Raw genomic sequence first — 26,948 nt, 5'->3', positions numbered from 1 at the left:
GGGGGTGCGCTCAATTGTTGGCACAGCCCGCGGGTCTCCCTGGTTTCACTCCGCCCGCGCGTTCACATGGCTACTCGGTGACGTCGATCGTGTAGCGGTTCGTCTCCACGCCCGCCGCGGTGACGACCTGGACCTCCAGCCGGCCGGGTTCGACGTCGACGGGGACCGGGACGGTGAGGACGGCGTCGGTGGGGTTGCTGAAGCCGCCGGTGACCGGGACGAGGGGGACATGCACATGGACCGGGCCGATGCGGACGACCATGCGGGACAGGCGGTCGGCGGTCTGGGCGCCGGGCGGGACGAAGCCGGCGCCGCGGATCTCGATGTCGTCGCCGGTGCGGATGGGGGCGTCGAGGTCGCCGGCCTCGCGGGAGCGGACGACGGAGAGGATGACGGGGCGGCCGCCCTCGGCGTACTTGCCGGCGAGGTAGGTCGCGGCCGAGACCAGGACCACGACGGCCAGGCCCCAGGGCAGGTCGGGGAGCTGGTCGGGGCGGCGGGCGAGGCGGACCGCTGCGAAGGCCAGGGCGACGGCGCTGATGACGACGTACTGGATGTCGGCGAAGGTGCCGCGGCCGGAGTCGTCGGTGAGGAGGTCGGCGGCCCGGGGGCGGTGGGCGCGGACCTTCTGGAGCCGCTGGCCCAGGACCCGTAGGCCCACCACCCGGCGGACGAGGACCGCGATGCCGCAGACCACGGCGAGGACGGTCACGACACCGGCGCCGCGGGCGAGGTCGAGGCCGGAGATGAGGGTGTCGCGTTCGGCGTGGCCGGAGGCGGCGGCGAGGCGGCCGACGAGGACGAGGACGGCGTAGGAGAGGAGGAGGACCCAGGCGGCGGCGACCGCGCGGGAGGTGGAGAGGCGGTTGTCCTCGCCGATGACGGGGGCGAGGGCGCCGCCGCGGGCCCGGTGGAACCAGGAGGCGGTGGTGAGGGCGCCGGCCACGAGGAGGGCGGCGAGGAGTCCGGCGGTGCGGGCCGAGGTCCAGCCCGCGCCGATCGCGGTGAGGGCCTGGACGAGGAGGAGCAGCACGACCGCCACCCAGACGGTGGTGGCGGTGCGCAGCCAGAGGCGGGACAGCCAGGCCTCGCCCTCGGCGCGGCCGCGTTCGGCGACCAGTTCTGCCGACTGGGTGAGTTCCTCGGAGACCCATTGGCGGGAGGCCGAGGCGGAGTGGGCGACGGCGGCCGGCAGGCCTTGGCCGGCGGCGAACTCGTCGCGTTTGAGCAGGAACGCGGCGACCGCGCGCCGGTGTCCCTCGCGGGCGCCGTGCGGGCAGTCCCCGCAGGTGCAGCCGCCGTCGTGGGGGCCCGTGCCCGTGCCCGGGTGCGCGCCCTGTCTCGCCTCCTGTACCGCCACGTCCGACGCCCGCCTTCCCCGTGACCCGAACGAGCGGCGGCCTGTGAGGGACCCGTTGTGGATCCCGGCCGCCGCACCGCTGACAACTCCCCCGCGATGACAGCGAATTGTGCCCTACCGCACACGGTCCGGCTTCGGCAGGTCTGGTCAGAGCGGGTGAAGAAGGGAGGGGTCGTGTTGACCCGGCTGCGAGAATTGTCCGTATGGCCGAGATCATCCAGCGTGACGGGAGCTGGGCCTTCGACGGTACGGCGGTCCGGATCACGCCGGGGCTGCACCGTTCCGTGCCGCTGTTCCGGCAGACGTACGGGGAGATCGTCGTGCCGCTGGAGGCGGTCGCCGGGGTCGTCTACGAGCCGGAGCGACGGCGGGGGCGGCTGCGGATGCGGCTCAGGGAGGGGGCGGATCCGCTGTTGCAGGCGACGGGCGGGCGGCTGCCGGAGGCGGCGGATCCGTACCGGCTGCTGGTGGACGTGGACCGCCACGGGCTGGCGGAGTACGTCGTGGCGGAGATCCGGCACGCGCTGCTGCTGGACCAGGTGCCCAAGGAGCCCGCCCGGGCCTATCTGCTGCCGGGGCCGCCGGTTCCGGTGTCGGTGCGTTCGTCGGACGGCACGGTGTCCTTCGACGGGACGCGGGTGCGGATCGACTGGGCGGACACCTCGGACCGGGTGAAGCGGGCGACGGGGCCGCGGATCATCGCGGTGGGGGATCTGGTGCGGGTGGAGTGGTTGCCCAACTCGGGTCACGAGGACGGCTTTCTGCGGTTCGTGACCGGGGAGACGGTGTGCGCGAAGCTTCCGGCGGAGAAGGATCCGTATGCGCTGGACCTGTGGGGCGGTGTGCAGCGGGATCTGCTGACCGCGCTGGTGGCGACGGCGGTGACGGCGCGGATGCCGCACCCCTCGGCGTGGGCGGACGCCGGGGGCGCGGGCCGGCCGCAGCGGCGGGCGGCGGCCGTTCCCGCCCAGGCCGACCCGCACGACGTACTGCTGCGCAGGCTGCGGGAGCTGGGTGAGCTGCATCGGGACGGGGTGCTGACGGACGAGGAGTTCGCGCGGACGAAGGCCGTGATACTGCGCGGCTTCCAGGAGGGGCCTAGCTCAGCAGGTCCGGTTCGCTGCGGCTGATGTCCTGCCAGAGGGGCTGGTAGTTGATCCAGGCCACGAGGTCGCCGCCGAGCTGTTCGCGGGTGGCGACGGCCGCGCGGTGGTCGATCAGCAGGGGGCGGCCGGCGGCGCGGGCGGTGAGCTGGACCTGGCTGGAGCGTTCCATGGACAGGAACCACCAGGCGGCCGCGTCGACCGAGTCCCCGACCGTGAGCAGGCCGTGGTTGCGCAGGACGAGGGCCTTGCGGGAGCCGAGGGCGCTCGCGATGCGCCGGCCCTCCTCGGCGTCGACGGCGACCCCGGTGTAGGCGTCGTAGAGGGCGTGGTCCTCGTAGAAGGCGCAGCTCTCCTGGGTGAGGGGGTCGAGGAGTTCGCCGAGGGCGGCGAGGGCGCGGCCGTACACCGAGTGGCAGTGGGCGACGGCGACGACGTCCGGGCGGGCGGCGTGCACCTGGGCGTGGACGGTGAAGGCGGCCTGGTTGACGTGGTAGCCGCCCTCGACGACCTGGCCGTCGGAGTTGGCCAGAACCAGGTCACTGACGGTGACGTGCTTGAATGGCATACCGAACGGGTTGACCCAGAAACAGTCGCTGTATTCGGGGTCGCGGGCGGTGATGTGGCCGGACACGCCGTCCTCGAAGCCGAGGCGGCCGAAGATGCGTACGGCGCCCGCCAGGCGTTCCTTGCGGTGCCGGCGCTCGTCCTCGACCGAGTCGTGCATCGGCGGCATCGCGAAGTTCAGCCGGTCGGTGGGCAGCGGGGCAGGCGGCGTGGGCCCGTGCATCGGTCCTCCAGCACTGGGTGGGTGTACGGGCGGAAGTTACCCTCGGTCAGCGCAGGAGAACAGGCTTGTTATGCAAAGATGACGTGCGTCTGTGGAACACGACAGAAATGCGACAGGAGATGTCCTGTATCGCGTTCACACTCCGGGTATGACAGCGAACGACACGGCGGCGAACTGGGCCGCGTTCACGGCTGCCGAGCCCGGCCTCGCGCGGACCGTCGAGGAGCGGTTCGGCGCGTTCACCCACCATGTTCTGGCCACTCTGCGCAAGGACGGCTCTCCGCGGACGACGGGCCTGGAGGTCCGGTTCCTCGACGGTGAGCTGTGGCTCGGGATGATGCCGGATTCGGTCAAGGCGCTCGATCTGCGGCGCGATCCGCGGTTCGCGCTCCAGGCCAACCCGGGTGAGGGCACGGGGATGGGCGGCGGGGACGTACGGATCGCGGGGCGGGCGGTGGAGGTCGAGGATCCGGCGGTGAAGGGGGCGTACAGCGAAGAGGTGGAACCGCCGGAGCCGTTCCACCTCTTCCGCACCGAGCTGACGGAGGTCGTCAGGACCTACGTCGAGGACGAGACGTATCTCGTCGTGCAGGTCTGGCAGCCCGGTGCAGGGCTGCGCGTCGTCAGGCGCAGGTGAGCCCTACTCCCATTCGATGGTGCCCGGGGGCTTGGAGGTGACGTCGAGGACGACGCGGTTGACGTCACGGACCTCGTTGGTGATCCGGGTGGAGATCTTCGCGAGGACGTCGTACGGCAGCCGCGACCAGTCGGCGGTCATGGCGTCCTCGGAGGAGACGGGGCGCAGCACGATCGGGTGGCCGTAGGTGCGGCCGTCGCCCTGGACGCCGACGCTGCGGACGTCCGCGAGCAGGACGACCGGGCACTGCCAGATCTCGCGGTCGAGCCCGGCGGCGGTGAGCTCCTCGCGGGCGATCGCGTCGGCGTCGCGGAGGAGGTCGAGACGCTCCTTCGTCACCTCGCCGACGATCCGGATGCCGAGGCCCGGGCCGGGGAACGGCTGGCGCTGGACGATCTCCTCGGGCAGGCCGAGCTCCTGGCCGACCATGCGGACCTCGTCCTTGAAGAGCTTGCGGAGCGGCTCGATGAGCTGGAACTCCAGGTCTTCGGGGAGCCCGCCGACGTTGTGGTGGGACTTGATGTTCGCGGTGCCGGTGCCGCCGCCGGACTCGACGACGTCCGGGTAGAGCGTGCCCTGGACCAGGAACTCCACCGCCGGGCCCTCGTCCGCGATGATCTCGGCCTGGGCCTGCTCGAAGACGCGGATGAACTCGCGTCCGATGGTCTTGCGCTTCTCCTCGGGGTCGGAGACGCCCTTGAGCGCGGTCAGGAAGCGCTCCTCGGCGTCGACGACGACCAGCTTCACGCCGGTCGCGGCCACGAAGTCCTTCTCGACCTGCTCGGTCTCGCCCTTGCGCATCAGGCCGTGGTCGACGTACACGCAGGTCAGCTGGTCGCCGATGGCACGGCCGACCAGGGCCGCGGCCACCGCGGAGTCGACGCCGCCGGACAGACCGCAGATCGCGCGCTTGTCACCGACCAGCTCGCGGATCGCGGCGACCTGCTCCTCGATCACGTTCCCGGTGGTCCAGGTGGGCTTCAGGCCCGCGCCGCGGTAGAGGAAGTGCTCCAGGACCTGCTGGCCGTGCGTGGAGTGCATGACCTCGGGGTGGTACTGGACGCCGTAGAGCTTCTTCTCGTCGTTCTCGAAGGCGGCGACGGGGACGACGTCCGTGGACGCGGTGACCGTGAAGCCCTCGGGGGCGGCGGAGCAGGCGTCGCCGTGCGACATCCACACGTGCTGCTCGGCCGGGGTGCCCTCGAAGAGGGTGGAGGAGGTCCGGGAGACGTGCAGATCCGTACGGCCGTACTCGCGGGAGCCGGTGTTGTCGACGGTGCCGCCGAGGGCCTGGGCCATCAGCTGGAAGCCGTAGCACATGCCGAAGACGGGGACGCCGGCCTCGAACAGCTCGCGGCCGAGGCGGGGGGCGCCCTCCTCGTACACGGACGAGGGGCCGCCGGAGAGGATGATCGCCGCCGGGTTCTTGGCGAGCATCTCGGCGACCGGCATGGTGCTCGGCACGATCTCGCTGTAGACCCGGGCCTCGCGGACTCGGCGGGCGATGAGCTGGGCGTACTGCGCGCCGAAGTCGACGACCAGGACGGTGTCGGGGGCGGCGGCAGCGGGAGTCGCTGATGACACGGGGGCCTTCCGGCGGTGGGGCGGGGGTCTGTGTGTACGCCGATTCTACCGAGGTGGCCGTCGGAACGGTCCCGTCCCTGAGGGCTCCGCCCCCGGACCCCCGGCCTCCGCCCACCCACTCACCCGACTCGGTTGGGAAAAAAGGGGAGGCGAGGCAGGGGGCAAGCACGGGGGAAGCGGAGAAGAGGGAGGGCGGGACAGGGGGCGGGGAGAGGGTGGGGGGCTGTGGCATACTGCCGCCATGCGCGAGCTTTCGACCTTCCTCTTTACCTATGGCAACCGGCCCACCGGCTGCCATGGTCGTGCTGCTTGAGCCACTGACAAGCGACTTCCCAGGCGCCCCGGGCCGACAAGGCCCGGGGCGTCTGGCGTTTTCCGGGGTTGTCGGTCCGGGGCCTCATCCGAACCCGACACCCACCAGGAGTCCCCATGACCTCCCTCGACGTGACCGGCGCCCGTACCTCCGAGGCCGCCGATGTGATCACCGGTGCGCGGGAGCGCATCGACGCCCTCGACGACCGGATCATCGGCCTGATCCAGGAACGGGCGGCCGTGTCCGCCGTCATCCAGGAGGCCCGGATCACCTCCGGGGGCCGGCGCGTGAACCTCTCGCGCGAGATGGAGGTCCTCGGCCACTACAGGGAGGCACTGGGCAAGCCCGGCACCACCCTCGCGATGACCCTGCTGGAGCTCTGCCGGGGTCGCATCTGAGGTCGCATCTGAGTTCGGGCGCTCTCTCACCCGTACGGCGCGTGACCGCCGTCGGTCCCGTTTCGTTGGTCCCGGTGTCCGTTCCAGCCAGGTGCGGGCCCGGAAGTACCACGCGTGGCTCACTGGAGCGATGAGGCGGACGGATCGTGCCGTGCGTCGTGGGACCTCGCTCCAGGTAAGTGACCGGACGGCAGGGGACAGCAGCCCGGTCACCCAAGAGAACGGTCGGCCTCGGGGACGCCCGGGGCCGATCGGCGGACAGGGCGAAATGCACAAGAGCCGGGTCGAACGGTTGCGGGCGCCGCGTTCATCCAGCACGATGCAGAAAAAGCCCCTCACCGCTCCAAGTCCCGTCCCGGACGACCCTCTTGCGCGTTATGTCCCGGATGACTTTCAGAGGTCCAGACCAATAGAGCGGCGCAACCCCCCGGCGCCGCCTCCCAGGCACCGGCGCTGCCCTGACGCCGGTGCTGACGAAAGAAGGGCCCCGCGGATCCGCCCCGCGGGGCCCTTCGTCGTGCGCGCACCCCGTACCGCACCCTTAGTGCACCCCTCCCCGCCTCAGATGTGACGCAGATCACATAAGGATCTTGTGAAGGGAGGACAACTGTTCACAGGGCTCGCGGGTCACATCAGGCGAAACACGGGTCACGCCTGCGCCCCACATTCGCAGAAGGCCTCCCCCAACAGTCGATCTTCCGAGGTCTTCATGAAGCTTCGCCGGACTCTCCTCACCGCCGCCGCGACGGCCGCGATGGTGCCGCTCGCCCTGCTCTTGGCGCCGGGAGCGTTCGCCGAGGAGTCCGGCTCGCCGTCCGCGAGCGCCTCCGAGTCCGAGACCGCCGCCGCGCCGGACTCGGACGCCTCGGACACGTCGAGCCCGTCCGGCTCCGCGTCCGACACCACCTCGCCCTCGGCGTCCGAGTCGCAGACCGGCAGCGCCTCCGGCTCCCCGTCCGGCTCGGCCACGCAGTCCTCCTCGTCCTCGGCCAGTGGCTCGGCCTCCACGAGCGCGTCCGCGAGCGAGAAGCCGTTCGACCCGTTCACGGACTGCAGGGCCTTCGAGCTGGACGAGAACCTCACCGCGCAGATCAAGGGCCTGCCGAACAAGATCGTGGCCGGTTCCGGCTGGCACGGCTTCACCTTCAAGGTCCAGAACGACTCCGACCAGGACCTGACGAACGTCTACATCGACGCGTTCCTCGAGTACGGCGACGACACGGACGCCTGGCTGTCCGAGGGCCTCGCCGTCATCCAGGTCAAGGAGGACGGGAAGTGGACCGACGGCTTCCAGGACTCCTACGAGGACGAGAACGGCAAGAAGGTCAACGTCACCGGCTCCTTCGTCGGACTGCTCGACACCCTGGAGAAGCACAGCTCCAGCACGCTCGACCTGCGGGTGAAGGTCAAGGCCTCGGCCCCGGCCGGCTCGTCCTTCGCGCTGAGCGAGGCGATCTACGCGGGCAAGGACGCCACCTGCCACGGCAACGGCGACTTCTACGACGTGAAGATCCTCGCCGCCGGCAGCGACGCGGGTGACGTCGACGACGCCACGCCGAACGGCGAGAAGCCCGACACGGACGACGGCACCCGCGCCCAGGGCGGCGCCAAGCCGATCAGCGGCAGCCTCGCCTCCACCGGCTCCGACTCCTCGCTCCCGGTCATCGGCCTCGTCGGCGGTGTCGCCGTCCTCGCCGGTGCGGGGGCGGTCGTCGCGGTCCGGCGCCGCAGGACCACCGGCGCGCACGCGTAAGGCGCCGCCCGGGACAGCGAGAGGGACCTGCGCTCGGAGGGGGGTGCAGGTCCCTTTCGCTTGCCCGCGCACCCCGCACACCCCGCAGATCCCGCAGATCCCGAACCCGCCGTGCCCGTCACTTCTTCGGCGGCACCGTCGGCATCCCCAGGAACGGCAGGCGCAGCGCGCCGAACGCCTCCGCCGGGACCGCCGGAGCCTGCGGCTCCACCGGCTTCAGACGCTCGTACGCCGCTCCCTGCGCCGGACGCGGGTCGCTCTCGCCCTTGTTCGGCCAGTACGACATCGCCCGCTCGGCCTGGGCGGTGATGGTGAGGGAGGGGTTGACGCCCAGGTTCGCCGAGACCGCGGCGCCGTCCACGACCGAGATGCCGGGGTGGCCGTAGAGGCGGTGGTACGGGTCGATGACCCCGGTATCCCGGGAGTCGCCGATCGGGCAGCCGCCGAGGAAGTGGGCGGTGAGCGGGGTGCCCATCAGCTCGCCCACGTTGGAGCCGGCGAAGCCGTTGATGTCGGCGGCGATCGCGGCGGCGGCCTCGGAGGCGGCCCTGATCTGCTTGGGGTTGGGCGCGCCGTGGCCCTGGCGGGCCGTCAGCAGCCCCTTGCCGACACCCGTCTGCTTCAGATACGTCGTCAGCGAGTTGTCCAGCGACTGCATCACCAGGCCGATGATGGTCCGCTCCGACCAGCGCCGGTTGGACAGCGAGCGCAGGACGAGCAGAGGGTGGCGGGCGGCGTTGGCGAGCCAGCCGGCCACCCTCGACGAGCCCTCCGCGTAGGGGACCTGGAGGATGGACAGCCCGCCCATGGAGTTGGAGCCCTTGCCGTAGCGGACCGGCTCGATGTGGGTGTTCTCGTCCGGGTGGATCGAGGAGGTGATGGCGACGCCGCGGGTGAAGTCGACCTTCGGCGCGCCGGTCGCCCGGCGGTAGCGGCGGTCGTCGGTCTGGGCTCCCACCAGCGCCTCGGAGTTGGTGCGGGTCAGCTCACCGAGCCGGTCGGACAGATACGGCAGTTGTCCGTTCGCCTTCATACGGTGCAGCAGGGTCTGGGTGCCGTACGTGCCGGCGGCGAGGACGACCCGGCGGGCCGTGAAGGTACGGCCCCCGGCGCGGCGGCGGTCGTCGGTCGGGAGGGTCGCCACCGCGTACCCGCCCCGGGAGTCGTCCGTGACCGACACGACCGTCGTCATGGGGTGGACGACCGCGCCCGCCTTCTCGGCGAGGTACAGGTAGTTCTCGTTCAGGGTGTTCTTCGCGCCGTGCCGGCAGCCGGTCATGCACTCGCCGCACTCGGTGCAGGCGTTGCGGTCGGGGCCCGCGCCGCCGAAGTAGGGGTCGGCGACCCGCTCGCCGGGCTTCGCCTTCACGGCGTCGGCGCCGTCCCCGTCCTTGCCGTCTCCGAAGAACACGCCGACCGGTGCGAGGTGGAAGGTGTCGCCGACACCCATCCGCTCGGCGGCCGCCTTCAGGTGCACGTCGGAGGGGGTGGTCGTGGGGTTGAGCCGTACGCCGAGCATGCGGCGTGCCTGGTCGTAGTACGGGCTCAGCTCCTCCTGCCAGTCGGTGATGTCCCGCCACTGGGGGTCCTCGAAGAACGGCTTCGGCGGGACGTAGAGGGTGTTGGCGTAGTTCAGGGAGCCGCCGCCCACGCCTGCGCCGGCGAGGACCATGACGTTGCCCAGCAGGTGGATGCGCTGGATTCCGTAGCAGCCGAGCTTGGGGGCCCAGAGGTAGTTCTTCAGGTCCCAGGAGTTCTTGGGGAGGGTCTCGCGGGTGAAGCGGCGGCCGGCCTCCAGGACGCCGACGCTGTAGCCCTTCTCGGTGAGGCGCAGGGCGGTCACCGAGCCGCCGAAGCCGGAGCCGACGACGAGGACGTCGTAGTCGTAGGCGTGGGCGTGGGTGTCCTGGGGCACGTGTGCTCCTCTTTGAGTGTCCGTGCGGGTGGTACGTGGTTGCTCGCGCAGTTCCCCGCGCCCCTTCAAAGACCTCAGCGCAACCGGAGTGCCTTCATCACCCTCAGGCTCGTGCTCATGAACGCCGCGTACTTCTCGTCGTCCATCCCCAGCGCCGGCGCCATCGGCAGCAGCCGCTGCTGGGCCACCGTCTGGGCCTCCGTGTACTTGAGGATGCCCTCCGAGCCGTGGCGGCGGCCGAGGCCGGAGTCCTTCATGCCGCCCATCGGGGACTGGACGCTGCCGTAGGCGGGGGCGTAGCCCTCGTTGACGTTCACCGTGCCGGTGCGCAGTCGGGCGGCGACCTCGGCGCCACGGCGGGCGTTCCTGGTCCAGACGGAGGAGTTCAGGCCGTACGGCGTGGAGTTGGCGAGGGCGACCGCCTCGTCGTCGGTGGTGAAGCGGTAGATCGAGACGACCGGGCCGAAGGTCTCCTCGCCGCACACCGCCATGGGCTCGGTGACGCCGTCGAGGATGGTCGGCTCGTAGAAGTAGGGGCCGATGTCCGGGCGGGCCACACCTCCGGCGACCACCTTGGCGCCCTTGGCCACGGCCTCCTCGACGTGCCGGGACACGGTCTCCAGCTGGCGTTCGCCGACCAGGGAGCCCATGTCGGCGCCGTAGGCGAGGGAGTTGCCGAGGCGCATGCCCTTGGTGCGGGTGGCGAAGCGCTCCAGGAAGGCGTCCGCGATCGACTCGTGGACGTAGAGCCGCTCGATGGAGATGCAGAGCTGGCCGGCGGAGGAGAAGCAGGCCCGGACGGCGCCCGCGGCGGCCTTCTCGATGTCGGCGTCGTCGAGGACCAGCATGGCGTTCTTGCCGCCGAGTTCGAGGGACACGCCGACCAGCCGGGCCGCCGCACCTTGCGCGACCTCACGCCCGGTGCGGGTGGAGCCGGTGAAGGAGACGTAGTCGGCGTGCCGGACGACCTCGGGGCCGACGACCGGGCCCTCGCCGAGGACGACCTGGAAGACGTCGGCGGGCAGCCCGGCCTCGATGAGGAGGTCGCGGGCCCACAGGGCCGTCAGACAGGTCTCGGTGTCCGGCTTCATGACGACCGCGTTGCCCGCGACGAAGGCGGGCAGCGCGTCGCCGACGGAGAGCTCCAGGGGGTAGTTCCAGGGGGCGATCTGGCCGACGACCCCGCGCGGGTGGCGCAGTTCGGTGACCTTGGTGAGGGTCGGCATGGCGCCGGCGTGCCGCTTGGGCCGCAGATACGCGGCGGCCCGGCGGCCGTAGTGGCGGGCGGCGACCGCGACGGCCTGGACCTCCTCGTGGGCGTGCAGGCGGGCCTTGCCGGTCTCCAGCTGGATGAGGTCGAGGACCTCGGCCTGGCGGGCCAGGACCAGATCGTGGAAGCGGAGCAGGACGGCGGCGCGCTCCCGTACGGGGGTCCGCGCCCACACGGCCTGTGCGGCGCGGGCCGCCTCGTAGGCCTTCAGGACGTCCTCGGGGGTGGACTCGGGCAGGTCGGCGAGCTTCTCGCCGGTGAACGGCGTGTGGTTCGCGGTGCGGCCGGAGCCGACGACGCCCTTGGTCAGCTGGGCGACGAGCTGGGGGGTGACCACGTCGGCGGCGGTGCGGACCCCTGCGGGGGCGGGGGCGAGGGGGTTCGTACCGGCCGTGGCCGTACCCGTCGTGGTCGTGCCTGCCGTAGCCGTCGTACCGGCCGTGGTCGTCGTACCGGTGCTGTCCGGGGCCTGCGAGTCCGTCATGACGCGCAGGGTATGCCGCGGGGAGGACTTTGGGTACCCGCCGGTAACGGGGATTCACCGACCGTCCACATGACGCCAGTGTCCACTGGCAACGAAGCCGCTGATCAGGGCGCCGATCGGGGCACGGGCCGGTTCAGCGGCTCTCCAGCTCCAGACGTCCGTGCGACGCCGCGACCAGCGCCGCCAGCTCCGCCTCCGCCTGCGCCGCCTCCGGCCGGCCGGCCGGGTCCGGGCTGAGCAGGCGCCGGACGAGCGGGTCCAGCGGGCCGGCGTCCGCCACGGCGGCGCGGAGCAGGGCGCCGAGCGACCAGAGGTCGGAGGCGGGGCCTGCGTCGCGGCCCGCTCTGCGCTCGGGGGCGGCGAAGTCCGGGGAGCCGGGGAGGGCGCCGGTGGGCGGCTCCGGGGCGGGGGCCGGACCGAAGCCGGTGAGGACGACCCGGCCGTCCGGGCCGAGCAGGACGTTCGCCGGCCGCACCTCGCGGTGGACGATCCCGACGGCGTGCGCGGCGCGCAGCGCGCCGAGGACGGCGAGGCCGATCCGGGCGGCCTCGGCGGGGTCGAGGGGGCCGCGGGCGAGCGTCTCGTGCAGGGACTCGCCGCGGATCAGCTCCATGACGATCCAGGGCGGTCCGTCACCGGCCGCCTCGGGCGCGCCGTCCTCCTCCACCACGTCGAGGATGGCGACGGCGGAGGGGTGGTCGACGAGGGCGGCGGCCCGGGCCTCGTGGTGGAGACGGTGGGCGGCCCTGCGGCGGTCCTCGTCGCCCGGGCCGCCGGGCAGCCGGGGCTGTCTGACGGCGACCTCGCGGTTCAGGAGGTCGTCGTGGGCCCGCCACACCGTGCCCGCGGCGCCGGAGCCGATCCGTTCCAGCAGTCGGTAACGCCCGCCCGCGACAAGGTCGTTGACGCCTATGGGGGCGCCGTCGTCACTCATGTCCCATGACTACCACGAGCACCCGTGTCCACGGCTGCCCACGGCCGTCTACGGCTTGTCGAGGTCCAGGTTGGCGATCGCCGTCCGCGCCACCTCCCGGCCCCGCGCGGTGAAGTCGCCCTTGCCCGGGTAGCCGATCAGCAGCTTGTACATGTCCCCGGCGGCGGACCGGTAGTAGAAGATCCGCAGTTCGCGCGGGCGCGGGTCCTGGCTGTCGTCGGTGGTGTAGACCACGGTGTTGCCGGCGGCGGGTCTGCCGTCCCGGTACCGCGCGTTGCCGTCGGTCTTCGTGCGCGGCTTCTTCGGCATGTCGAGCTCGTAGCTGCCCGACTCCTTGAAGTCCCCGTCGTCGGCGTACATCTCGGCCGCCGCCGAGGCCTTGATGTTCCTGCCCGTGTCCTGCGCCCTGCGCGCCACCTCCAGCACGACGGAGATCGCGCCGCTCGGGTCGGTGTAGGCGACCCAGTGCTCGTCGTCCCTGCGGTCCTTGTCCGGTTCGCTGCGCACATAGGAGCCGGGCACGGCGAGGGTGGCGGTGACGTCCTTCTCGTGGTGCCGGGACCAGCCGTCCGGCAGCGGTCCGGCGAACGGGTCGGCGATCAGCACGTACGCCGTCGCGGCCGCCGCGAGGAGCACGGCCGCGAGCGAGGTCCATGCCGTACGGCCCCTGCGGCGCCGGCGGGCGGACACCTCGGTCGTCGGGGCGGGCGCGTCGGCCGCGAGCACCGGCTCCGGGAGCGGCGCGGGCGGGCGTACGGCCGCCTCCAGCAGCGCCCGTACCTGTGCGGCGCCGGGGCGGCGGGCCGGGTCCTTGTCGAGCAGCCCGTTGACGGCCTCGGCGAGCGGGCCCTGTGCGGCGGCGGACGGGGCGGGCACGGCGTGCAGGACGGACTGGAGGGTGGCGGGCGTGTTGCTGCGGCGGAACGGCGACACGCCCTCCGTGGCCGCGTACAGCACCACGCCGAGCGACCACAGGTCGCAGGCCGGGCCGGGGCGCCGGCCGAGCACCCGCTCGGGCGCGATGTACTCGGGCGAGCCGACGAAGCCGCCGGTGTCGGTCAGGCTGGTCTCGCCCTCGATCTGGGCGATGCCGAAGTCGGTGAGGACGATCCGGTCGTGGCGGCCGAGGAGGATGTTGTCCGGTTTGACGTCCCGGTGCAGGATGCCCGCCGCGTGCGCGGCCTCCAGCGCGGCCAGCACCTCCAGGCCGATCCGGGCGGCCTCGCGGGGGCCGAGCGTGCCCTCCTGCAGGACGCTGCCGAGGGAGTGGCCGTGGACCAGCTCCATCACGATCCAGGGCTGTCCGTCGACGACGGCGACATCGTGCACGGTGACCACGGCGGGGTGGTCGAGCCGGGCCGCCGCCCGCGCCTCGCGGCGCATCCGTTCGAAGGCGTTGGCCCGTTCCCGTTCGGGAAGGTGGTCCGGTACGCGGGGTTCCTTGACGGCGACCTCGCGGTCCACGGTCTCGTCCTTGGCCCGCCACACCGTGCCCATGCCGCCGTGCCCGAGCTTGGCGAGCAGCCGGTACCGGCCGGCTATGAGCCGTCCGACGCCGGGCTCCGCCTCCTGCGGGGCGGGCGGTCGCGGGGCGGGCGGTTGCAGGACAAAACTCGTCGTCTCGTCGGGCTCGTGGCCGACACCCCCGTGGTGGCTCATGGGTCCATCCCTATCGCGCCAGGCGGGCCGGTTTCCACCGGAGAACGGCAACTACCGTGTCACGAACGTGTCGACCGCGACGTCGAAGTACTCCCGAGCCTCCCGCACCTTCCCGACGGGCGCCGACACCCACACGTCGTACAGCCGCCCGCCCTCCTCCCAGCACAGGTCGTAGGTGTGCCGGGGGCCCTCCGCCGCGCTGAAGCCGTCCCAGGTGAACTCCCAGAGGGCGGCGGGGTCCCCGTCGTGGGTGGTCTCGGTGACCGTGCCGTCGTGGTAACCGGGGTTGGTGTCGGGGCCCTTGGCGGCCGCGCGCCGCATCACGCCCAGCGGGCCGCCCGACTCCGGGGCGGAGACCTTGATGCCGAGCCGGAAGGTCTCCCCGGGGGACATGTAGAAGACCCGCTCGCCCTGCGGCACGCGCGTGAAGTCCTCCGGTACGGCCAGGGCGAACCCGGCGGGGTCGTCGGCGACGCGGTAGCCGGAGGGGGCGCTGGGGCGATCGTCGGAGGCGGGATTGGCGGCACCGGTGGCCGTGGCGGACGGGGTGGCCGTCGTGGTGCCGGGGCTCGCCGAGCCTCCGGCGGCCGGACCCGCGCCCGTCGCCTCCCCGGACGCCGAACCCGTAGAACCCGTAGAACCCGTAGAACCCGTGGCGCCCGTGGCGCCCGAAGGCCGTGCGGAACTCGTGGGATTCGTGGGCGAGGAACCGCCGCCGTCGCGGTTCACCAGCAGTGCCGCCGCCGACACGCCCGCCCCCGCCATCGCGGCGACCAGCAGCGCGGCAATGAGCACACCCCGCGAGGAACGTTCCCGCGCGGGCAGCGGCTCCGAGCCCAGCCGGGTCTGCTCGGCCCCCGGCCGGGTCCGCTCCGCGGGCCGGGACGGCTCCGCCCGTGACTCCTCCGGCGGCCGGGGCTGGTCCGCCCGCGCGGAGGGCCGCCGGAACCTCCCGGTCGCCCGGGACCGGGCCGGCAGATCCTCCTGGGTCGGGGTGTACCCGGAGCCCACGGGCTCCGGCGTACGCCCGGTGTCGAGGAAGGCGCGCAGCAGCCGCTCCGCTTCCGCCGGTGCGAGCCGCCGTTCCGGATCGCGCTCCAACAACCCCCGAACGACGGGCAGCAGCGGGGCGGCCTCGGCGGGCGTACGGATCTCGGCGAACACGACGGCGTGCAGGATGCCGCCCAGGGAGTCGCGCCGGAAGGGCGATGCGCCGCTCAGCGCGGTGCACAGCAGCGCGCCCAGCGACCACAGGTCGGACTCGGGGCCGGTGCGGGCGCCGGACATCCGCTCCGGGGCGGTGTACTCGGGCGAGCCGACGAAGGAACCGGTCTCGGTGAGCGTGGTGGCGCCCGCGACCTGCGCGATGCCGAAGTCGGTGAGGACGACCCGGTCGCTGTCGTCCTCCAGCAGCACGTTCGCCGGCTTGATGTCGCGGTGCAGCACCCCGGCCGTGTGCGCGGCGCGCACGGCGCCGAGCAGGGCGATGGCGATCCGGGCCGCCTCCTCGGGGGCCAGCGGGCCGTGCCCGGCGATCCGGTCGGCGAGTGACCCGCCCTTGATCAACTCCATGACGATGTACGGCCGTTCGTCGTCCTCGACGACGTCGTGCACGACGATGATGTGCGGGTGGCTCAACTGGGCCACCGCGCGGGCCTCGCGCAGCGTCCGGTCGCGGCGTCCGCGCGCCTCCTCGGCGGAGAGCGTGTCGTCCTGGATCAGCTCCTTGACCGCGACACGCCGTCCCAACAGCTCGTCCGTGGCACGCCACACGACGCCCATGCCGCCCCGCCCGAGCCTTGCCTCGAGCCGGTAGCGGCCCGCGATGACGCGGACGGCGTCCCCCTCGGTCCCCATGGGCCCATCATGCCCCACCGGATGTCCCCGCTCCGGGTGGCCGACCGGCCAACCCCCCGTCAGGAGGCGCTGGGTTCCCGCCAGCTCTGCAGTACGGATTTGAACTGCTGGGCGGTGGTGGCCCAGTCCTTCGCCGGGGAGGACATGTAGATCGCGTACTCCGAGCCGTCCCGGGCGATGTACGTCTCCTCGATGGCCCGGCGCGGCCCGGGGAACTCCGTGTCCTTGGCCAGCGCGGTCCAGGTGTACTCCCACTCGGAGCCGTCGCGGTCGCGGTAGACGTTCTTCTCCAGCTTGACCGTCTTGTAGTCCACCAGCCGGTCGAGCTGCGCCTCCAGGTCCTTCTGGTGGGCGTACGGGTCGTTGTAGTCCGGCGACTTGTCGAGGGCGATCCGGACGAAGTGCTCGCCGCCGTCCGGGGAGTAGTCGATCTGCTTGAGGTCGCCGTCGTCCTGGTAGACCGACCGCGTCCAGGTGTCGTCGGGCAGCGAGAGCCCGAAGCCCAGGTCGTCGTCGATCTCGACCCAGGAGTCGGGCACGCCGCCCTGGCTGCCGGGGCTCACCTCGGACGAGGGGCTCGACGAGGCGGAGTCGTGGGGCGCGGCGGACGCGCCGGTGTCCTCCCGGTCCGGCCCCCACTTCTGGAGCGCCACGGCGGTCCCCCCGCCGACCAGCGCGGCGACCACGACCACGAGCGCGAGCGTGCGCAGCCTGCGGCGGCGCGGGGGCTGCGCGGCCGGGGCGGGGCCGACCTGGACGGGGCCCGAGTGCACGGGGTGCGGGACGGGGCCGGAACCGGTGCCGGAGTGCGGGAGGCCCGCGGCGGTCGGGCCGGTGGCGCCGGGGACGGGTGTCGACGCCTCCGCCGGACCGGGTCCCGTAGGTGGCGCGGCGTGCGCCCCGGAGACGTACTGCGCCCCGGAGACGTACTGCGCCCCTGAGTCGTACGGCACCCCGGACGGGTACGGCCCTGACGGGTACGACGGCCCGGTACCGCTCGTCCCGAGGCCGGGTCCCCCGTATGCGTCCGGGACTCCCTGGTTCAGGCCGGGGTGGGTGTATCCGCCCGGCCCGCCGTACTGCGTGGGCACGAAGGCCTGTGCGCCGTTCGGGCGGCGCCCTTCGGCGGCCTCGGCGAGGAGCTGCTCGGCCTCGGAGGTGGAGGGGCGGCCGGCCGGGTCCTTGCGCAGCAGCGCGGCGATGACCGGGCCGAGCGGACCGGCGTACTGCGGCTCGGCGGCCTCGTCCTCGACGACGGCCTGCAGGGTGCTCAGCGCCGAGGTGCGGCGGAACGGCGAGCGCCCCTCCACCGCGGTGTACAGGGTCGCGCCGAGCGCCCACAGGTCGGAGGACGGGCCGGGGTCCTGGCCGCGGATCCGCTCCGGGGCGAGATAGTCGACGGAGCCGACGACCTCTCCGGTCCGGGTGATCGTGGTGTCGCCCTCGATCTGGGCGATGCCGAAGTCGGTGAGCAGGACCCGGCCGTCGTGCGAGATGAGCACGTTGCCGGGCTTGACGTCACGGTGCAGGACCCCGGCGGAGTGCGCGGCGCGCAGGGCGCGCAGCACCCACAGACCGATCCGGGCGGCCTCGGCCGGCTCGACCCGGCCGTCCTCCTTGACGGCGTCGGCCAGCGAACGGCCCTCGACCAGCTCCATCACGATCCACGGCCGGCCGTCGTGTTCGAGCACGTCGTGCACGGTGACGACGGCGGAGTGGTTGATCCGCGCCGCGGCGCGCGCCTCCGCCCGGGTCCGGGCGAGCAGAACCGGCTTGTCGCCCTCGGTGACATAGAGGGCGGCGGTCAGCTCCTTGATGGCGACCGCACGGTGCAACAGCTCGTCGTGCGCCCGCCACACCCGACCCATGCCACCGCTGCCGATGGTGTCGGCGAGCCGGTAGCGGCCCGCGAGGAGCAGGCCCTGCATCTGATTCACGTTGCCCCGCAATGCTCTTGACAGGGTCAGCGTAAAGACCGGGATGCCTCCGGGGAACAAGGGGGGTGCCAAGGAGACAGCACTGTGACGGTTGTCGCTTCTCCGCCCGTCCGGGAACCGCCCGGGCCGAGCGCTCGCCCGGGCCTGCCAACGTGCCTGCTCAGCCGGTGAACGGGCCTGCTCAGCCGGTGTACTGGTAGGTGGCCGCCGCCTGCTCGTAGAGCCGGGTGACCTCGTCCCGTTCGGCCTCGGGCCCGCGTACCTGGACGACGTGATAGCGACCGTCGATGAGGATCGCGAGGTTGCGGACGTACAGCTCGCGCCCGCCGTCGGACCAGGTGAACTGCCCTTCGGCCATCGTGCGGGTGCCCACGGTGGTGGTCCGCAGCCCGGAGGCGGTCGCCCAGCTGGAGTCGCGGTACGGCTGGAGCTCGCTCTCCTTCTCCCGCTGGTAGACCATCGGGTCGCTGCCGTTGGCGGAGGCGCTGTCCCGCCCCGGTACGACGATCAGCTCGAAGTCGCCGTGGGAGTACACGATCTGGCCTCGCCCGTTCTTGCCGGTGCGGCCCCAGCCGTCGGCGACGGCGATCCGGAAACCTGCGGCGTCCTTGCGGAGGGTGAAGCCGTCGGCGACGTCCGCGCCGGAGCCGGTCTGGGGCTCGGTGGCCTCCGCGCTCGTCCCGTCGCCGGGCGAGGTCTGGTCGGGCCGGGGCTCGCTGCTCGCGTCGGGGGCCTGTCCGGCGGGCGCGCTCGCGGAGGCGGTGGCCCCGGTGTTCTGGGTGCCGCCGGTCGCGGTCGCGCCGTCCTCGCCGGCCTTGGGCATGAACAGGACGGCGTAGGCGACGGCCCCGGCCAGCAGCAGCAGGATCAGCACCAGCAGGGTGCGGCCGAGGCTGCGCGGGGAGCGGCCCGGGTCCTGCCGGGCCCGCTTGTGGCGGCCGTGCGGGGCGGGCAGCCCGGCGCGCCGTCTGCGCACCAGTTCGCCCTTGCGGCGCACGATCGGCAGCCGGCGCGGGTCGCTGGGCGGCGCGGCGACGACGTGGGTGCCCGCCTCCGGCTCGGGCGCGGAGCGCACCAGCGAGCGCAGCCAGCCGCGCAGTTCCTCGAAGTCGAGGCGTTCGGTCGGGTCCTGGCGCAGCAGCGACTCCACGACCGGCCTGAGCGGTCCGCACTCCTCGGCGAAGGCGGGCGGTTCGGCGCACACCATCTGCACCAGCTCCGCCGTCGACTCCTCGGGGTAGGGCGCGTGTCCCTGTACGGCCCGGAAGAGCAGGGCGCCGAGCGCCCACAGGTCGGTGGCGGGGCCGATCGGCGCGGCGAGCTGCCAGTTCTCGTGCACCGGCCCGGCCTGTTCGGGCGCCCAGCGCTCGGTGACGGGCCCGACGACCGCCATCCGGGCCTGCCGGGCCCGCTCGGCGGCGAGCGCGGTGGCGGGGCCCCGGCGCACGGCTCCACCGGGCGCCCCGGCGGCCACGAGGTCGTCCCAACGCGCCCCGGAACGCCCGTCGCCGGCCACCCCGCCGGGCTGCGCCGGGACGGGGGCGGGCGGCTGTCCCGCGGCTGCGGGGACGGGCGGATGCCCTCCGGCGGCCGGGGCGGGCGCCGGGCCCGGTCCGGCGTTCGGTGCGGGGGTGCCTCGTACGCCGTAGGGGTCGGCGATCTGTCCGGGCGGGCCGGAGGGGGCGCCGGTGGTACCGCTCAGGGCGTGCGGGCCGCCCTGGCGCGCGGTGTTCGTGCCGGGTGCGCCGTACGGGGAGGCTGTCACGGGGCCGTGGTCGTCCTCGGCGGGGGTGCGGGCCCCCGGCAGGGCCGTGCGCCCGTTCTGCTGGGACTCCTGGACGCGGGCCGCGGCGCGGGCGCCCGCGCGGTAGGCGGCGATCGCCCCGGCGCGCGCGGCACGGATGTCCCCACCGGTCTCCAGGGGCGCCCGCCGGGCGACCTCGCCCGACGCCCCGGCGCCGGTGACCTGCTCACCCGCCGGCCCCGGCAGCCCCCCGGCCACCCGCGCCTCGATCGCGGCCCGCCGAGCGGCCTCGGGATCCTCGGCGCCGCTCCCGGGTCCGCCCACGGACCCGCCGCCGAACGCGCCGAGACCCCGGGCATCCGGCCCTCCGTCGGAAGCCCCGAGGGCATCACCGACGGCGCCTCCCGGGGCCCTTCCGGGGAAACCCGCCGCAGCCCCTCCGGGGAAACCACCTGCGCCCACACCGCCCGCGTTACCGGTGGCTGGGCCGGGCGCCGGTGGGTGCGCAGCCGTCGCGGAGGGCGTCCGGAGCACCGCGCCCGGCGCCTGTTCCTCCGCCGGCACCGGGTCGTAGCCGCACAGCGCTTCCTCCGCCGCGCCGACCGCGAGGCCGGTCAGCATGACCCGTCCGTCGTCGCAGACGAGGACGGTGCGGGCGGTGATGTTGCGGTGCACCCAGCCGTGGGCGTGCAGCACCCTCAGGGCCGTGAGCACGTCCGAGGCGACCTCGGCGGCCCGGTACGGGGTCAGCGGCTGCTCGGCGAGGAGCGCGGCGAGCGGCCGGGCGGCCACCAGCTCACTCACTATCCACAGCGAACCGCCGTCGGCGAACACGTCGAAGACCTGGTCGAGCCGGGGGTGGTCGGGAATGCTCGCCGCCGCCTGCGCGGCCTCCACGGCACGCCGTACGACGGGATCGGCGGGCCGCCGGGTGCTCGCGCCCCCGCGTGCGCCGGGGACCCGCCCGGCGCCGCCCCGGTGCTCACGTGCCGTGAACCCCTCGGGCAGCCCTCCGGCGTCCAGCACCTCGGCCTCGACGACCTCGGGCAACGGCACCTGGCGGACCAGGACTTCCTGTCCGCTGTAGGTGTCGAAGGCCCGGGTCTCGGTGAGTTCGTACTCGTCGGAGGGGGGCAGCGGCAGGCGGTAGCGGTCGGCGAGTACCCGTCCCGCGTAGTCGTCCACATTGCCTCCCCCGGCCGCCCCGGTCGGTCACATCCGTTCACCACACGACCCGTTGCAGTCGTATCCGGCCACGGAGCTGGATGCACACGGTCCGCAGCCCTTCACGATACGTGCCGGAGGCAACTCTCCGAGAGGGGATACCGGATCCGGACCGCTACTTCTTGGCTACTTCTTGGGTGTGAAGGTGTCCGTGAGGGTCTGCCAGGTGCTCTTGCGCAGTGCGGTGGACCACTTGGCCGCCTTCGCCGTGTACATCAGCGCGTACCCCTGGGTGTCGCTCACGACGAACCCGCGGTCGACGACCCGGTACTTGGTGCCGCCCTCCACATAGGTGAACTCCCAGTCGGCCGTGTTCCAGCCGCGGTAGTTCACCGCCTGTATTCGGATCTTCCGGTACTGCGAGCGCGTCATGTAGCGCTCCTGGCTCTTCCAGTCGGCGACCGGGTCGTCCTTGGGCGTGGTCGTCCAGGCGACCAGCAGCCGCTGCCCGTCGGGGCCGGTGAACCGGTCGCCGGCGGAGCTCGACGTCTGGAACTTCCAGCCGGTGGGCAGCCCGATCGAGTAGCGGGTCCCCTCGTGCGTCGTCGCCGTCTGGCCGGCGTCGGTGGTGGACACGTCGGATCCGGTGCCGCCGGCGGCCGTGGTGTTGCTCGGCGTCGAGCCGGAGGCGGCCGAGCCGGTGGACTGCGAGCCGGACTGGGAGGCGGACCCGTCCGTACGGCTGGCGTCGCTCTCGTCCTCCTTGGTCTCCGCGCTCGCGCTCGCGCCGCCGCTCGCCACGGTGCCGCCGCTCTTGCCGGAGCCGCTCGCGCTGTCGCCGTCACCGCCGCCGAGGGTGAGGGCCAGCACGGTGCCGAGCACCGCGAGCACCACCACCACGGCGATGATCACCAGCGTGCGCTTCGGCACCACATCGGTCAGCGGCGCCCTCGGCACGGGGCGCGGCGGCAGGTCCGGCGGGGTCATCACGGGCCAGCCCGAACTGCGGCCGCCCTTCGTGCCGTTCGTCCCGGCGCTCCCGCTGCTCCCGGCGGAACCGGTGGCGGCGTCGGGCGTCACGGCGGGCGTCACGGTGGTGGGCGCGGAGCCGGCCGGGGCGGGCGGCGCCGTGGCCGTCCTGGTGGTCGGCGCGGCGGGCGCCGACGCGGTCGCCGCGCCGGTGTGCCGGGCCTCGGCGGTGCCCACGGAAGGGGACACCGTGGTGGCGGACGCGGCGGGGGCGGAGGCCTCCCGGGCGCCGGAAGCCGCCGTACCGCTGCCGGACTTGACGCGGGACGCGGCCGCGGAGGAGGCCGCGCCCGCGGCGACGGCGGCCTTCTTGCGGACGGAGCGCAGCGCGCCGCGCAGCTTCTCGCCCGCCTCCCCGGCCGAACTCCCCCGGCCCTCGGGGCCGTCCGGCTGGACCGGGATCGGCACGAGCCGGGTGGCGTCGGCCGGCTCGGCCTCCTTGGGGTCGGGCGCGTGGATCACGTCGTCGAGCATCGCCCGCGCGCCGGCGTCGTCGAGCCGCCGCTGGGGGTCCTTGGTGAGCAGCCCGTAGATGACGTCCCGGAGCGGACCGGCGTTCTTCGGCTCCTCCAGCGGTTCGGTCATCACCGCGGTGAGCGTCGCGATCGCGGAGCCCTTGTCGTACGGCGGGGAGCCCTCGACCGAGGCGTAGAGCAGACCGCCGAGCGACCACAGGTCGGCGGCCGGGCCGGGCTTGTGGCCGCGGGCGCGCTCCGGGGAGATGTAGGAGGGGGCGCCGACGAGCATGCCGGTGGAGGTGATGGACGGGTCGCCCTCGACCTGGGCGATGCCGAAGTCGGTGAGCACGACCCGGCCGTCCTCGGCGATCAGCACGTTGGACGGCTTCACATCACGGTGCAGGATGCCCTCGCGGTGCGCCGAGCGCAGCACGTCGAGGATCGCGAGGCCGACCTCGGCGGCACGCCTCGGTTCCAGCACGCCGTCCTCACGGATGACCTCGGCGAGCGACTTGCCCTCGACGAGTTCCATCACGATCCACGGCCGGTCGTCCTCCTCGACCACGTCGAAGACGGTCACCGCGCTGTTGTTGCGGATCTTGGCGATGGCCTTGGCCTCGCGCAGGGTCCGGGTGATCAGCCGGCGCTTCTCGTCCTCGTCGATGTTCCCCGGGAACCGCAGCTCCTTGACGGCGACCGTCCGGCCGAGTGTCTCGTCCTCGGCGCGCCACACCGTCCCCATGCCGCCGCGGCCGAGTACGCCTCCCAGCCGGTACCGACCGGCGAGGAGACGTGCGCTCTTGTCCTGACGGGATGCTCCCGCCCGCTCCGCCTCCGACATGCGTCCCCTCATGCAACCCGCCCTGAAAGAGCCTCCATTGTCCCTCACCCGACAAGTGCCCGACGCCCAGGGTGCCTCTCGCGCTCCCGGAGGCGGGGAGCATTCCGGCCAGAAGGCGCGGCGCAGTCCGGCCAAGGCCCAGGTGACACCGGGGCGCAAGGCCTGATCCCGACGTGAACAGGCCTTGTGCCGAACGGAGTTCGACGATCAGAGCGGCACGATGTCCGGCGCCCCGAGCCGGGCCGCGTCCGCCGTCAGGTCGTCGGGCTGGAGCTGGGACTCGCGCTCCGCCTCCACCCGCTTCTCGTAGTGCTCGACCTCGCGCTCGATCTGGTCCTTGTCCCAGCCGAGCACGGGCGCCATCAGCTCGGCCGCCTCCCGGGCGCTGCGCGTGCCGCGGTCGAAGGTCTCGATGGAGATGCGGGTGCGCCGGGTCAGGACGTCGTCCAGGTGCCGCGCCCCCTCGTGCGAGGCGGCGTAGACGATCTCGGCGCGCAGATAGTCGTCGGCGGCCTGGAGCGGTTCGCCGAGGGAGGGGTCGGAGGCGATGAGGTCGAGCACCTCCTCGGCCATCGCCCCGTAGCGGTTGAGGAGATGCTCCACCCGCACCACGTGCAGTCCGCTGCGGGCGGCGATGCGCGCCCGCGCGTTCCACAGCGCCCGGTAGCCCTCGGCGCCGAGCAGCGGCACGTCCTCGGTGACACAGTCGGCGACCCGCATGTCCAGCCCGTGCACGGCCTCGTCGACGGCGTCCTTGGCCATCACCCGGTACGTCGTGTACTTGCCGCCGGCCACGACCACCAGGCCGGGCGCGGGGTGGGCGACGGTGTGTTCGCGGGACAGCTTGCTGGTGGCGTCCGACTCGCCGGCCAGCAGCGGCCTGAGGCCCGCGTAGACGCCCTCGACGTCGTCGCGGGTCAGCGGCACCCTGAGGACCGAGTTGACGTGCTCCAGCACATAGTCGATGTCGGCGCTGGAGGCGGCCGGGTGGGCCTTGTCGAGGTCCCAGTCGGTGTCGGTGGTGCCGACGATCCAGTGCCGGCCCCAGGGGATGACGAACAGCACGGACTTCTCGGTGCGCAGGATCAGGCCGCTGGAGGAGCTGATGCGGTCGCGGGGCACGACGAGGTGGATGCCCTTGGAGGCGCGGACGTGGAACTGGCCGCGCTCGCCGACCATCCCCTGGGTGTCGTCGGTCCACACCCCGGTGGCGTTGACGATCTGCCGGGCGCGGACCTCGTACTCGCCGCCGCCCTCGACGTCCTGCACACGGGCTCCGACGACCCGTTCGCCCTCGCGCAGAAAGGCCGTCACGCGGGCCCGGTTGGCGGCCTTCGTGCCGTAGGAGACCGCGGTGCGCACCAAGGTGGCGACGAGGCGGGCGTCGTCCACCTGGGCGTCGTAGTACTGGAGGGCGCCGACCAGCGCCTCCTTGCGCAGGGCGGGGGCGACGCGCAGGGCGTGACGGCGGCTCAGATGGCGGTGCAGGGGCAGGCCCCGGCCGTGCCCGCGGGCCATGGACATCGCGTCGTAGAGCGCGACGCCCGAGCCGGCGTACCACCGCTCCCAGCCCTTGTGCTGGAGCGGGTACAGGAACGGGACGGGCTTGACCAGGTGCGGTGCGAGCCGCTCCAGCAGCAGTCCGCGTTCCTTCAGCGCCTCGCGGACGAGGGCGAAGTCGAGCATCTCCAGATAGCGCAGTCCGCCGTGGATCAGCTTGCTGGACCTGCTCGACGTGCCCGACGCCCAGTCGCGCGCCTCGACGAGACCCGTGGACAGGCCCCGGGTCACGGCGTCGAGGGCGGTACCCGCGCCGACCACGCCGCCTCCCACGACCAGCACGTCCAGCTCACGCTCGGCCATGCCCGCCAGTGACTCGGCTCGCTGTGCCGGCCCCAGTGTCGCTGTCCTCACCGCTGCCTCCCGCTGTCCGTCGCGCCGGCCGCACCTTCAGGGCGAGGCCCGCTCGGTGTCCCCCTGCGTGTCCCCCTGCCCAAAATTCTGACCGCCTTGCCCGACTTCAGCCACCACGCACCCCCAGCCTGTGGACAACTCTCACGGAACACAGTCGATCAATCCCGCATAACGGTCATATTTACTCCTAGTCTGACATTGCGCTCGCCCATCCTGTCCACAGGGCTTGCGTACCTGTCCCGCTTCGGTTACTGGGAAGGACGGCCCACGCCATGCCCGCAGATCTCGCCGTCATCGGACTCGGCCCGCTCGGCCTGCCCCTGGCCCAGGCCGCGGTGGCCGCCGGCATCACCACCCTCGGCTACCGGACGGGACCCGAGACGGGCTCGCTCAGCGCCGCCGAACTGCGCCGGATGCTCTCGGGGGGCTTCCGGACCGCCACCGACCCCGCCGGGCTGAGCCGGGTACGGACGGCCGTCATCTGCGCGCCCACCCCGCGCGACGCGGGCGGCGGCCTCGACCTCGGCCAGGTCGAGGCCGCCGCCCGCGCCCTCGGCGCCCAGTTGCGCCCGCACACCACGGTCATCCTGGAGTCCCCGGTCCACCCGGGGACGACGGAGGACTTCCTGCGTCCGCTCCTCGAAGAGACGTCCGGCCTGCGCGCCGGGCGCGACTTCCACCTCGCCCACTCCCCCAGCCGGGTCGACCCCGGCAGCCGTGCCTTCACCCCCGCGAACACCCCGAAGGTCATCGGCGGCCTCACCCCCGCGTGCACCGAATCCGCCGCCGCCTTCTACGGGCGCCTCACCGACAAGGTGGTACGCGCGCGTGGCGTCCGTGAAGCCGAGACCGTCCACCTCCTGGAGACCAACTTCCGGCACGTCAACATGGCCCTCGTCAACGAGATGGCCGTCCTCTGCCACGACCTCGGGGTCGACCTGTGGGACGTCGTGCGCTGCGCCGAGACCAAGCCCTTCGGCTTCCAGGCCTTCCGCCCCGGCCCCGGCGTCGGCGGCCACTCCGTCCCGCTGGACCGCGCGGGCCTCCCGGGCAGCCCCCTGCGCATGGTCGAACTGGCCCAGCAGGTCAACAGCCGGATGCCGCGGTACGTCGTCCAGCGCGCCGCCGCCCTGCTCAACGAGCACGGGAAGTCCGCCCGGGGCGCCCGCGTCCTCCTCCTCGGCGTCACCTACAAGCCCGACCTCGCCGACCTGACCGGCACCCCCGCCCACGAGATCGCGATCCGCCTGATGGAACTCGGCGCCGCGGTCAGCTACCACGACCCCCACGTCCCCTCCTGGAGCGTCCTCGACCGCCCGGTCCCCCGCGCCGACTCCCTCTACGAGTCCGCCGCCGACGCCGACCTCACGATCCTCCTCCAGCACCACCGCACGTACGACCTCCAGGGCCTGTCGGTGAAGGCCCAGCTGCTGCTGGACACACGGGGGGCCACGCCCACGGGGGCGGCGCATCGGTTGTGAAGGGGGGCGCGTGGTGGCGGTGGTCTCCGGGATGGTGGCACGTGGGATCCGGCGCCAGTACGGTAGGAACAGGTGGAGCCCACCGCAGCGGCTACTGCGGCAGGCTCCTGGATGGATCACGGAGTGTCCGCCCCTAGGTTTTGTGGGGGCGGCCGCTCACCATCCGAAAAGGGTGGAGCCCACCGCAGGGGCACTGCGGCAGGCTCCTGGATGGATCACGGAGTGTCCGCCCCTACTTGTGTTGGGGGCGGCCGCTCACCATCCGAAAAGTCGCAAGATCCACCTCCTCCGAAACTGGACCATCCGAAGACGGATCCGGTCCC

At 73.1% G+C, this 26,948-nt stretch carries 17 protein-coding genes; 5 read left to right on the top strand and 12 right to left on the bottom strand.

Annotation, left to right across the window (positions count from 1 at the left end):
• Positions 1-70: 70 nt before the first annotated feature.
• Positions 71-1,360: a hypothetical protein gene (locus ACYQ8Q_RS28265; protein ID WP_460068662.1), complete on the bottom strand. Its 1,290-nt coding sequence runs from the start codon at positions 1,358-1,360 to the stop codon at positions 71-73.
• A 203-nt stretch (positions 1,361-1,563) separates the two neighbouring features.
• On the opposite strand from ACYQ8Q_RS28265, the gene ACYQ8Q_RS28260 reads away from it, so the two are divergent.
• Positions 1,564-2,490: a DUF4429 domain-containing protein gene (locus tag ACYQ8Q_RS28260; protein WP_460068661.1), complete on the top strand. Its 927-nt coding sequence runs from the start codon at positions 1,564-1,566 to the stop codon at positions 2,488-2,490.
• Here ACYQ8Q_RS28260 and ACYQ8Q_RS28255 read toward each other — a convergent pair.
• Positions 2,459-3,253 carry a class II aldolase/adducin family protein gene (locus ACYQ8Q_RS28255; RefSeq protein WP_359287455.1) on the bottom strand — a complete coding sequence of 265 codons (795 nt, stop codon included), beginning with the start codon at positions 3,251-3,253 and terminating at the stop codon, positions 2,459-2,461. The two genes, ACYQ8Q_RS28260 and ACYQ8Q_RS28255, sit on opposite strands and share 32 nt — an antisense overlap.
• A 148-nt stretch (positions 3,254-3,401) precedes the next feature.
• Here ACYQ8Q_RS28255 and ACYQ8Q_RS28250 point away from each other — a divergent pair, with 148 nt between their 5' ends.
• Positions 3,402-3,890 carry a pyridoxamine 5'-phosphate oxidase family protein gene (locus tag ACYQ8Q_RS28250; RefSeq protein ID WP_460068660.1) on the top strand — a complete coding sequence of 163 codons (489 nt, stop codon included), beginning with the start codon at positions 3,402-3,404 and terminating at the stop codon, positions 3,888-3,890.
• 3 nt (positions 3,891-3,893) lie between these two features.
• Here the strand turns inward: ACYQ8Q_RS28250 and guaA are convergent, their stop codons facing one another.
• Positions 3,894-5,474, bottom strand: a complete 1,581-nt coding sequence (guaA, locus tag ACYQ8Q_RS28245; RefSeq protein ID WP_460068659.1) for a glutamine-hydrolyzing GMP synthase — start codon at positions 5,472-5,474, stop codon at positions 3,894-3,896.
• Positions 5,475-5,903: 429 nt separating this feature from the next.
• Here guaA and ACYQ8Q_RS28240 point away from each other — a divergent pair, with 429 nt between their 5' ends.
• Both ACYQ8Q_RS28240 and ACYQ8Q_RS28235 read left to right on the top strand, forming a co-directional pair.
• Entirely contained in the window at positions 5,904-6,185 is a 282-nt protein-coding gene (locus tag ACYQ8Q_RS28240; protein ID WP_460068658.1) for a chorismate mutase, read from the top strand.
• Between the two features lie 709 nt (positions 6,186-6,894).
• Positions 6,895-7,938: an LPXTG cell wall anchor domain-containing protein gene (locus ACYQ8Q_RS28235; RefSeq protein WP_460068657.1), complete on the top strand. Its 1,044-nt coding sequence runs from the start codon at positions 6,895-6,897 to the stop codon at positions 7,936-7,938.
• A gap of 118 nt (positions 7,939-8,056) precedes the next feature.
• On the opposite strand, the gene ACYQ8Q_RS28230 is transcribed toward ACYQ8Q_RS28235, so the two are convergent.
• The 9 genes from ACYQ8Q_RS28230 to ACYQ8Q_RS28190 all read right to left on the bottom strand — a co-directional run bounded on the left by ACYQ8Q_RS28230 (position 8,057) and on the right by ACYQ8Q_RS28190 (position 25,144).
• Positions 8,057-9,853 carry a GMC oxidoreductase gene (locus ACYQ8Q_RS28230; protein WP_460068656.1) on the bottom strand — a complete coding sequence of 599 codons (1,797 nt, stop codon included), beginning with the start codon at positions 9,851-9,853 and terminating at the stop codon, positions 8,057-8,059.
• Between the two features lie 74 nt (positions 9,854-9,927).
• Complete coding sequence (locus ACYQ8Q_RS28225) at positions 9,928-11,607, bottom strand: succinic semialdehyde dehydrogenase (protein ID WP_460068655.1); 1,680 nt, start codon at positions 11,605-11,607, stop codon at positions 9,928-9,930.
• 133 nt (positions 11,608-11,740) lie between these two features.
• Positions 11,741-12,541, bottom strand: coding sequence for a serine/threonine-protein kinase (locus ACYQ8Q_RS28220; protein WP_460068654.1), 801 nt, complete (start codon positions 12,539-12,541; stop codon positions 11,741-11,743).
• 48 nt (positions 12,542-12,589) lie between these two features.
• The gene (locus ACYQ8Q_RS28215; RefSeq protein ID WP_460068653.1) at positions 12,590-14,200 is read right to left on the bottom strand and encodes a serine/threonine-protein kinase; all 1,611 of its coding nucleotides are present in this window, start codon (positions 14,198-14,200) and stop codon (positions 12,590-12,592) included.
• 51 nt (positions 14,201-14,251) lie between these two features.
• Positions 14,252-16,057 carry a serine/threonine-protein kinase gene (locus ACYQ8Q_RS28210; protein ID WP_460068652.1) on the bottom strand — a complete coding sequence of 602 codons (1,806 nt, stop codon included), beginning with the start codon at positions 16,055-16,057 and terminating at the stop codon, positions 14,252-14,254.
• 59 nt (positions 16,058-16,116) lie between these two features.
• Positions 16,117-17,985, bottom strand: coding sequence for a serine/threonine-protein kinase (locus ACYQ8Q_RS28205; protein ID WP_460068651.1), 1,869 nt, complete (start codon positions 17,983-17,985; stop codon positions 16,117-16,119).
• A gap of 190 nt (positions 17,986-18,175) precedes the next feature.
• Positions 18,176-20,923: a protein kinase gene (locus tag ACYQ8Q_RS28200; protein ID WP_460068650.1), complete on the bottom strand. Its 2,748-nt coding sequence runs from the start codon at positions 20,921-20,923 to the stop codon at positions 18,176-18,178.
• Between the two features lie 165 nt (positions 20,924-21,088).
• The gene (locus tag ACYQ8Q_RS28195; protein ID WP_460073512.1) at positions 21,089-23,230 is read right to left on the bottom strand and encodes a serine/threonine-protein kinase; all 2,142 of its coding nucleotides are present in this window, start codon (positions 23,228-23,230) and stop codon (positions 21,089-21,091) included.
• Positions 23,231-23,437: 207 nt separating this feature from the next.
• On the bottom strand, positions 23,438-25,144 hold the full coding sequence (locus tag ACYQ8Q_RS28190; RefSeq protein WP_460068649.1) for a glycerol-3-phosphate dehydrogenase/oxidase: 1,707 nt from the start codon (positions 25,142-25,144) through the stop codon (positions 23,438-23,440).
• A gap of 272 nt (positions 25,145-25,416) precedes the next feature.
• On the opposite strand from ACYQ8Q_RS28190, the gene ACYQ8Q_RS28185 reads away from it, so the two are divergent.
• Entirely contained in the window at positions 25,417-26,625 is a 1,209-nt protein-coding gene (locus ACYQ8Q_RS28185) for a nucleotide sugar dehydrogenase (RefSeq protein ID WP_460068648.1), read from the top strand.
• The last annotated feature ends 323 nt before the right edge of the window (positions 26,626-26,948 follow it).

Source organism: Streptomyces sp. YKOK-I1 (genome assembly GCF_054660435.1).
Note: the sequence above shows the minus strand (reverse complement) of the source record. Positions and strands in the feature narration are given on the sequence as shown.

Excerpts from the sequence above, each read along its gene's own strand:
- ACYQ8Q_RS28185 (WP_460068648.1), top strand. The coding sequence starts at position 25,417 with ATGCCCGCAGATCTCGCCGTCATCGGACTCGGCCCGCTCGGCCTGCCC.
- ACYQ8Q_RS28225 (WP_460068655.1), bottom strand. The coding sequence starts at position 11,607 with ATGACGGACTCGCAGGCCCCGGACAGCACCGGTACGACGACCACGGCC.
- ACYQ8Q_RS28260 (WP_460068661.1), top strand. The coding sequence starts at position 1,564 with ATGGCCGAGATCATCCAGCGTGACGGGAGCTGGGCCTTCGACGGTACG.
- ACYQ8Q_RS28255 (WP_359287455.1), bottom strand. The coding sequence starts at position 3,253 with ATGCACGGGCCCACGCCGCCTGCCCCGCTGCCCACCGACCGGCTGAAC.
- ACYQ8Q_RS28205 (WP_460068651.1), bottom strand. The coding sequence starts at position 17,985 with ATGCAGGGCCTGCTCCTCGCGGGCCGCTACCGGCTCGCCGACACCATC.
- ACYQ8Q_RS28195 (WP_460073512.1), bottom strand. The coding sequence starts at position 23,230 with ATGTCGGAGGCGGAGCGGGCGGGAGCATCCCGTCAGGACAAGAGCGCA.
- ACYQ8Q_RS28210 (WP_460068652.1), bottom strand. The coding sequence starts at position 16,057 with ATGGGGACCGAGGGGGACGCCGTCCGCGTCATCGCGGGCCGCTACCGG.
- ACYQ8Q_RS28240 (WP_460068658.1), top strand. The coding sequence starts at position 5,904 with ATGACCTCCCTCGACGTGACCGGCGCCCGTACCTCCGAGGCCGCCGAT.
- ACYQ8Q_RS28220 (WP_460068654.1), bottom strand. The coding sequence starts at position 12,541 with ATGAGTGACGACGGCGCCCCCATAGGCGTCAACGACCTTGTCGCGGGC.
- ACYQ8Q_RS28235 (WP_460068657.1), top strand. The coding sequence starts at position 6,895 with ATGAAGCTTCGCCGGACTCTCCTCACCGCCGCCGCGACGGCCGCGATG.
- ACYQ8Q_RS28215 (WP_460068653.1), bottom strand. The coding sequence starts at position 14,200 with ATGAGCCACCACGGGGGTGTCGGCCACGAGCCCGACGAGACGACGAGT.
- ACYQ8Q_RS28250 (WP_460068660.1), top strand. The coding sequence starts at position 3,402 with ATGACAGCGAACGACACGGCGGCGAACTGGGCCGCGTTCACGGCTGCC.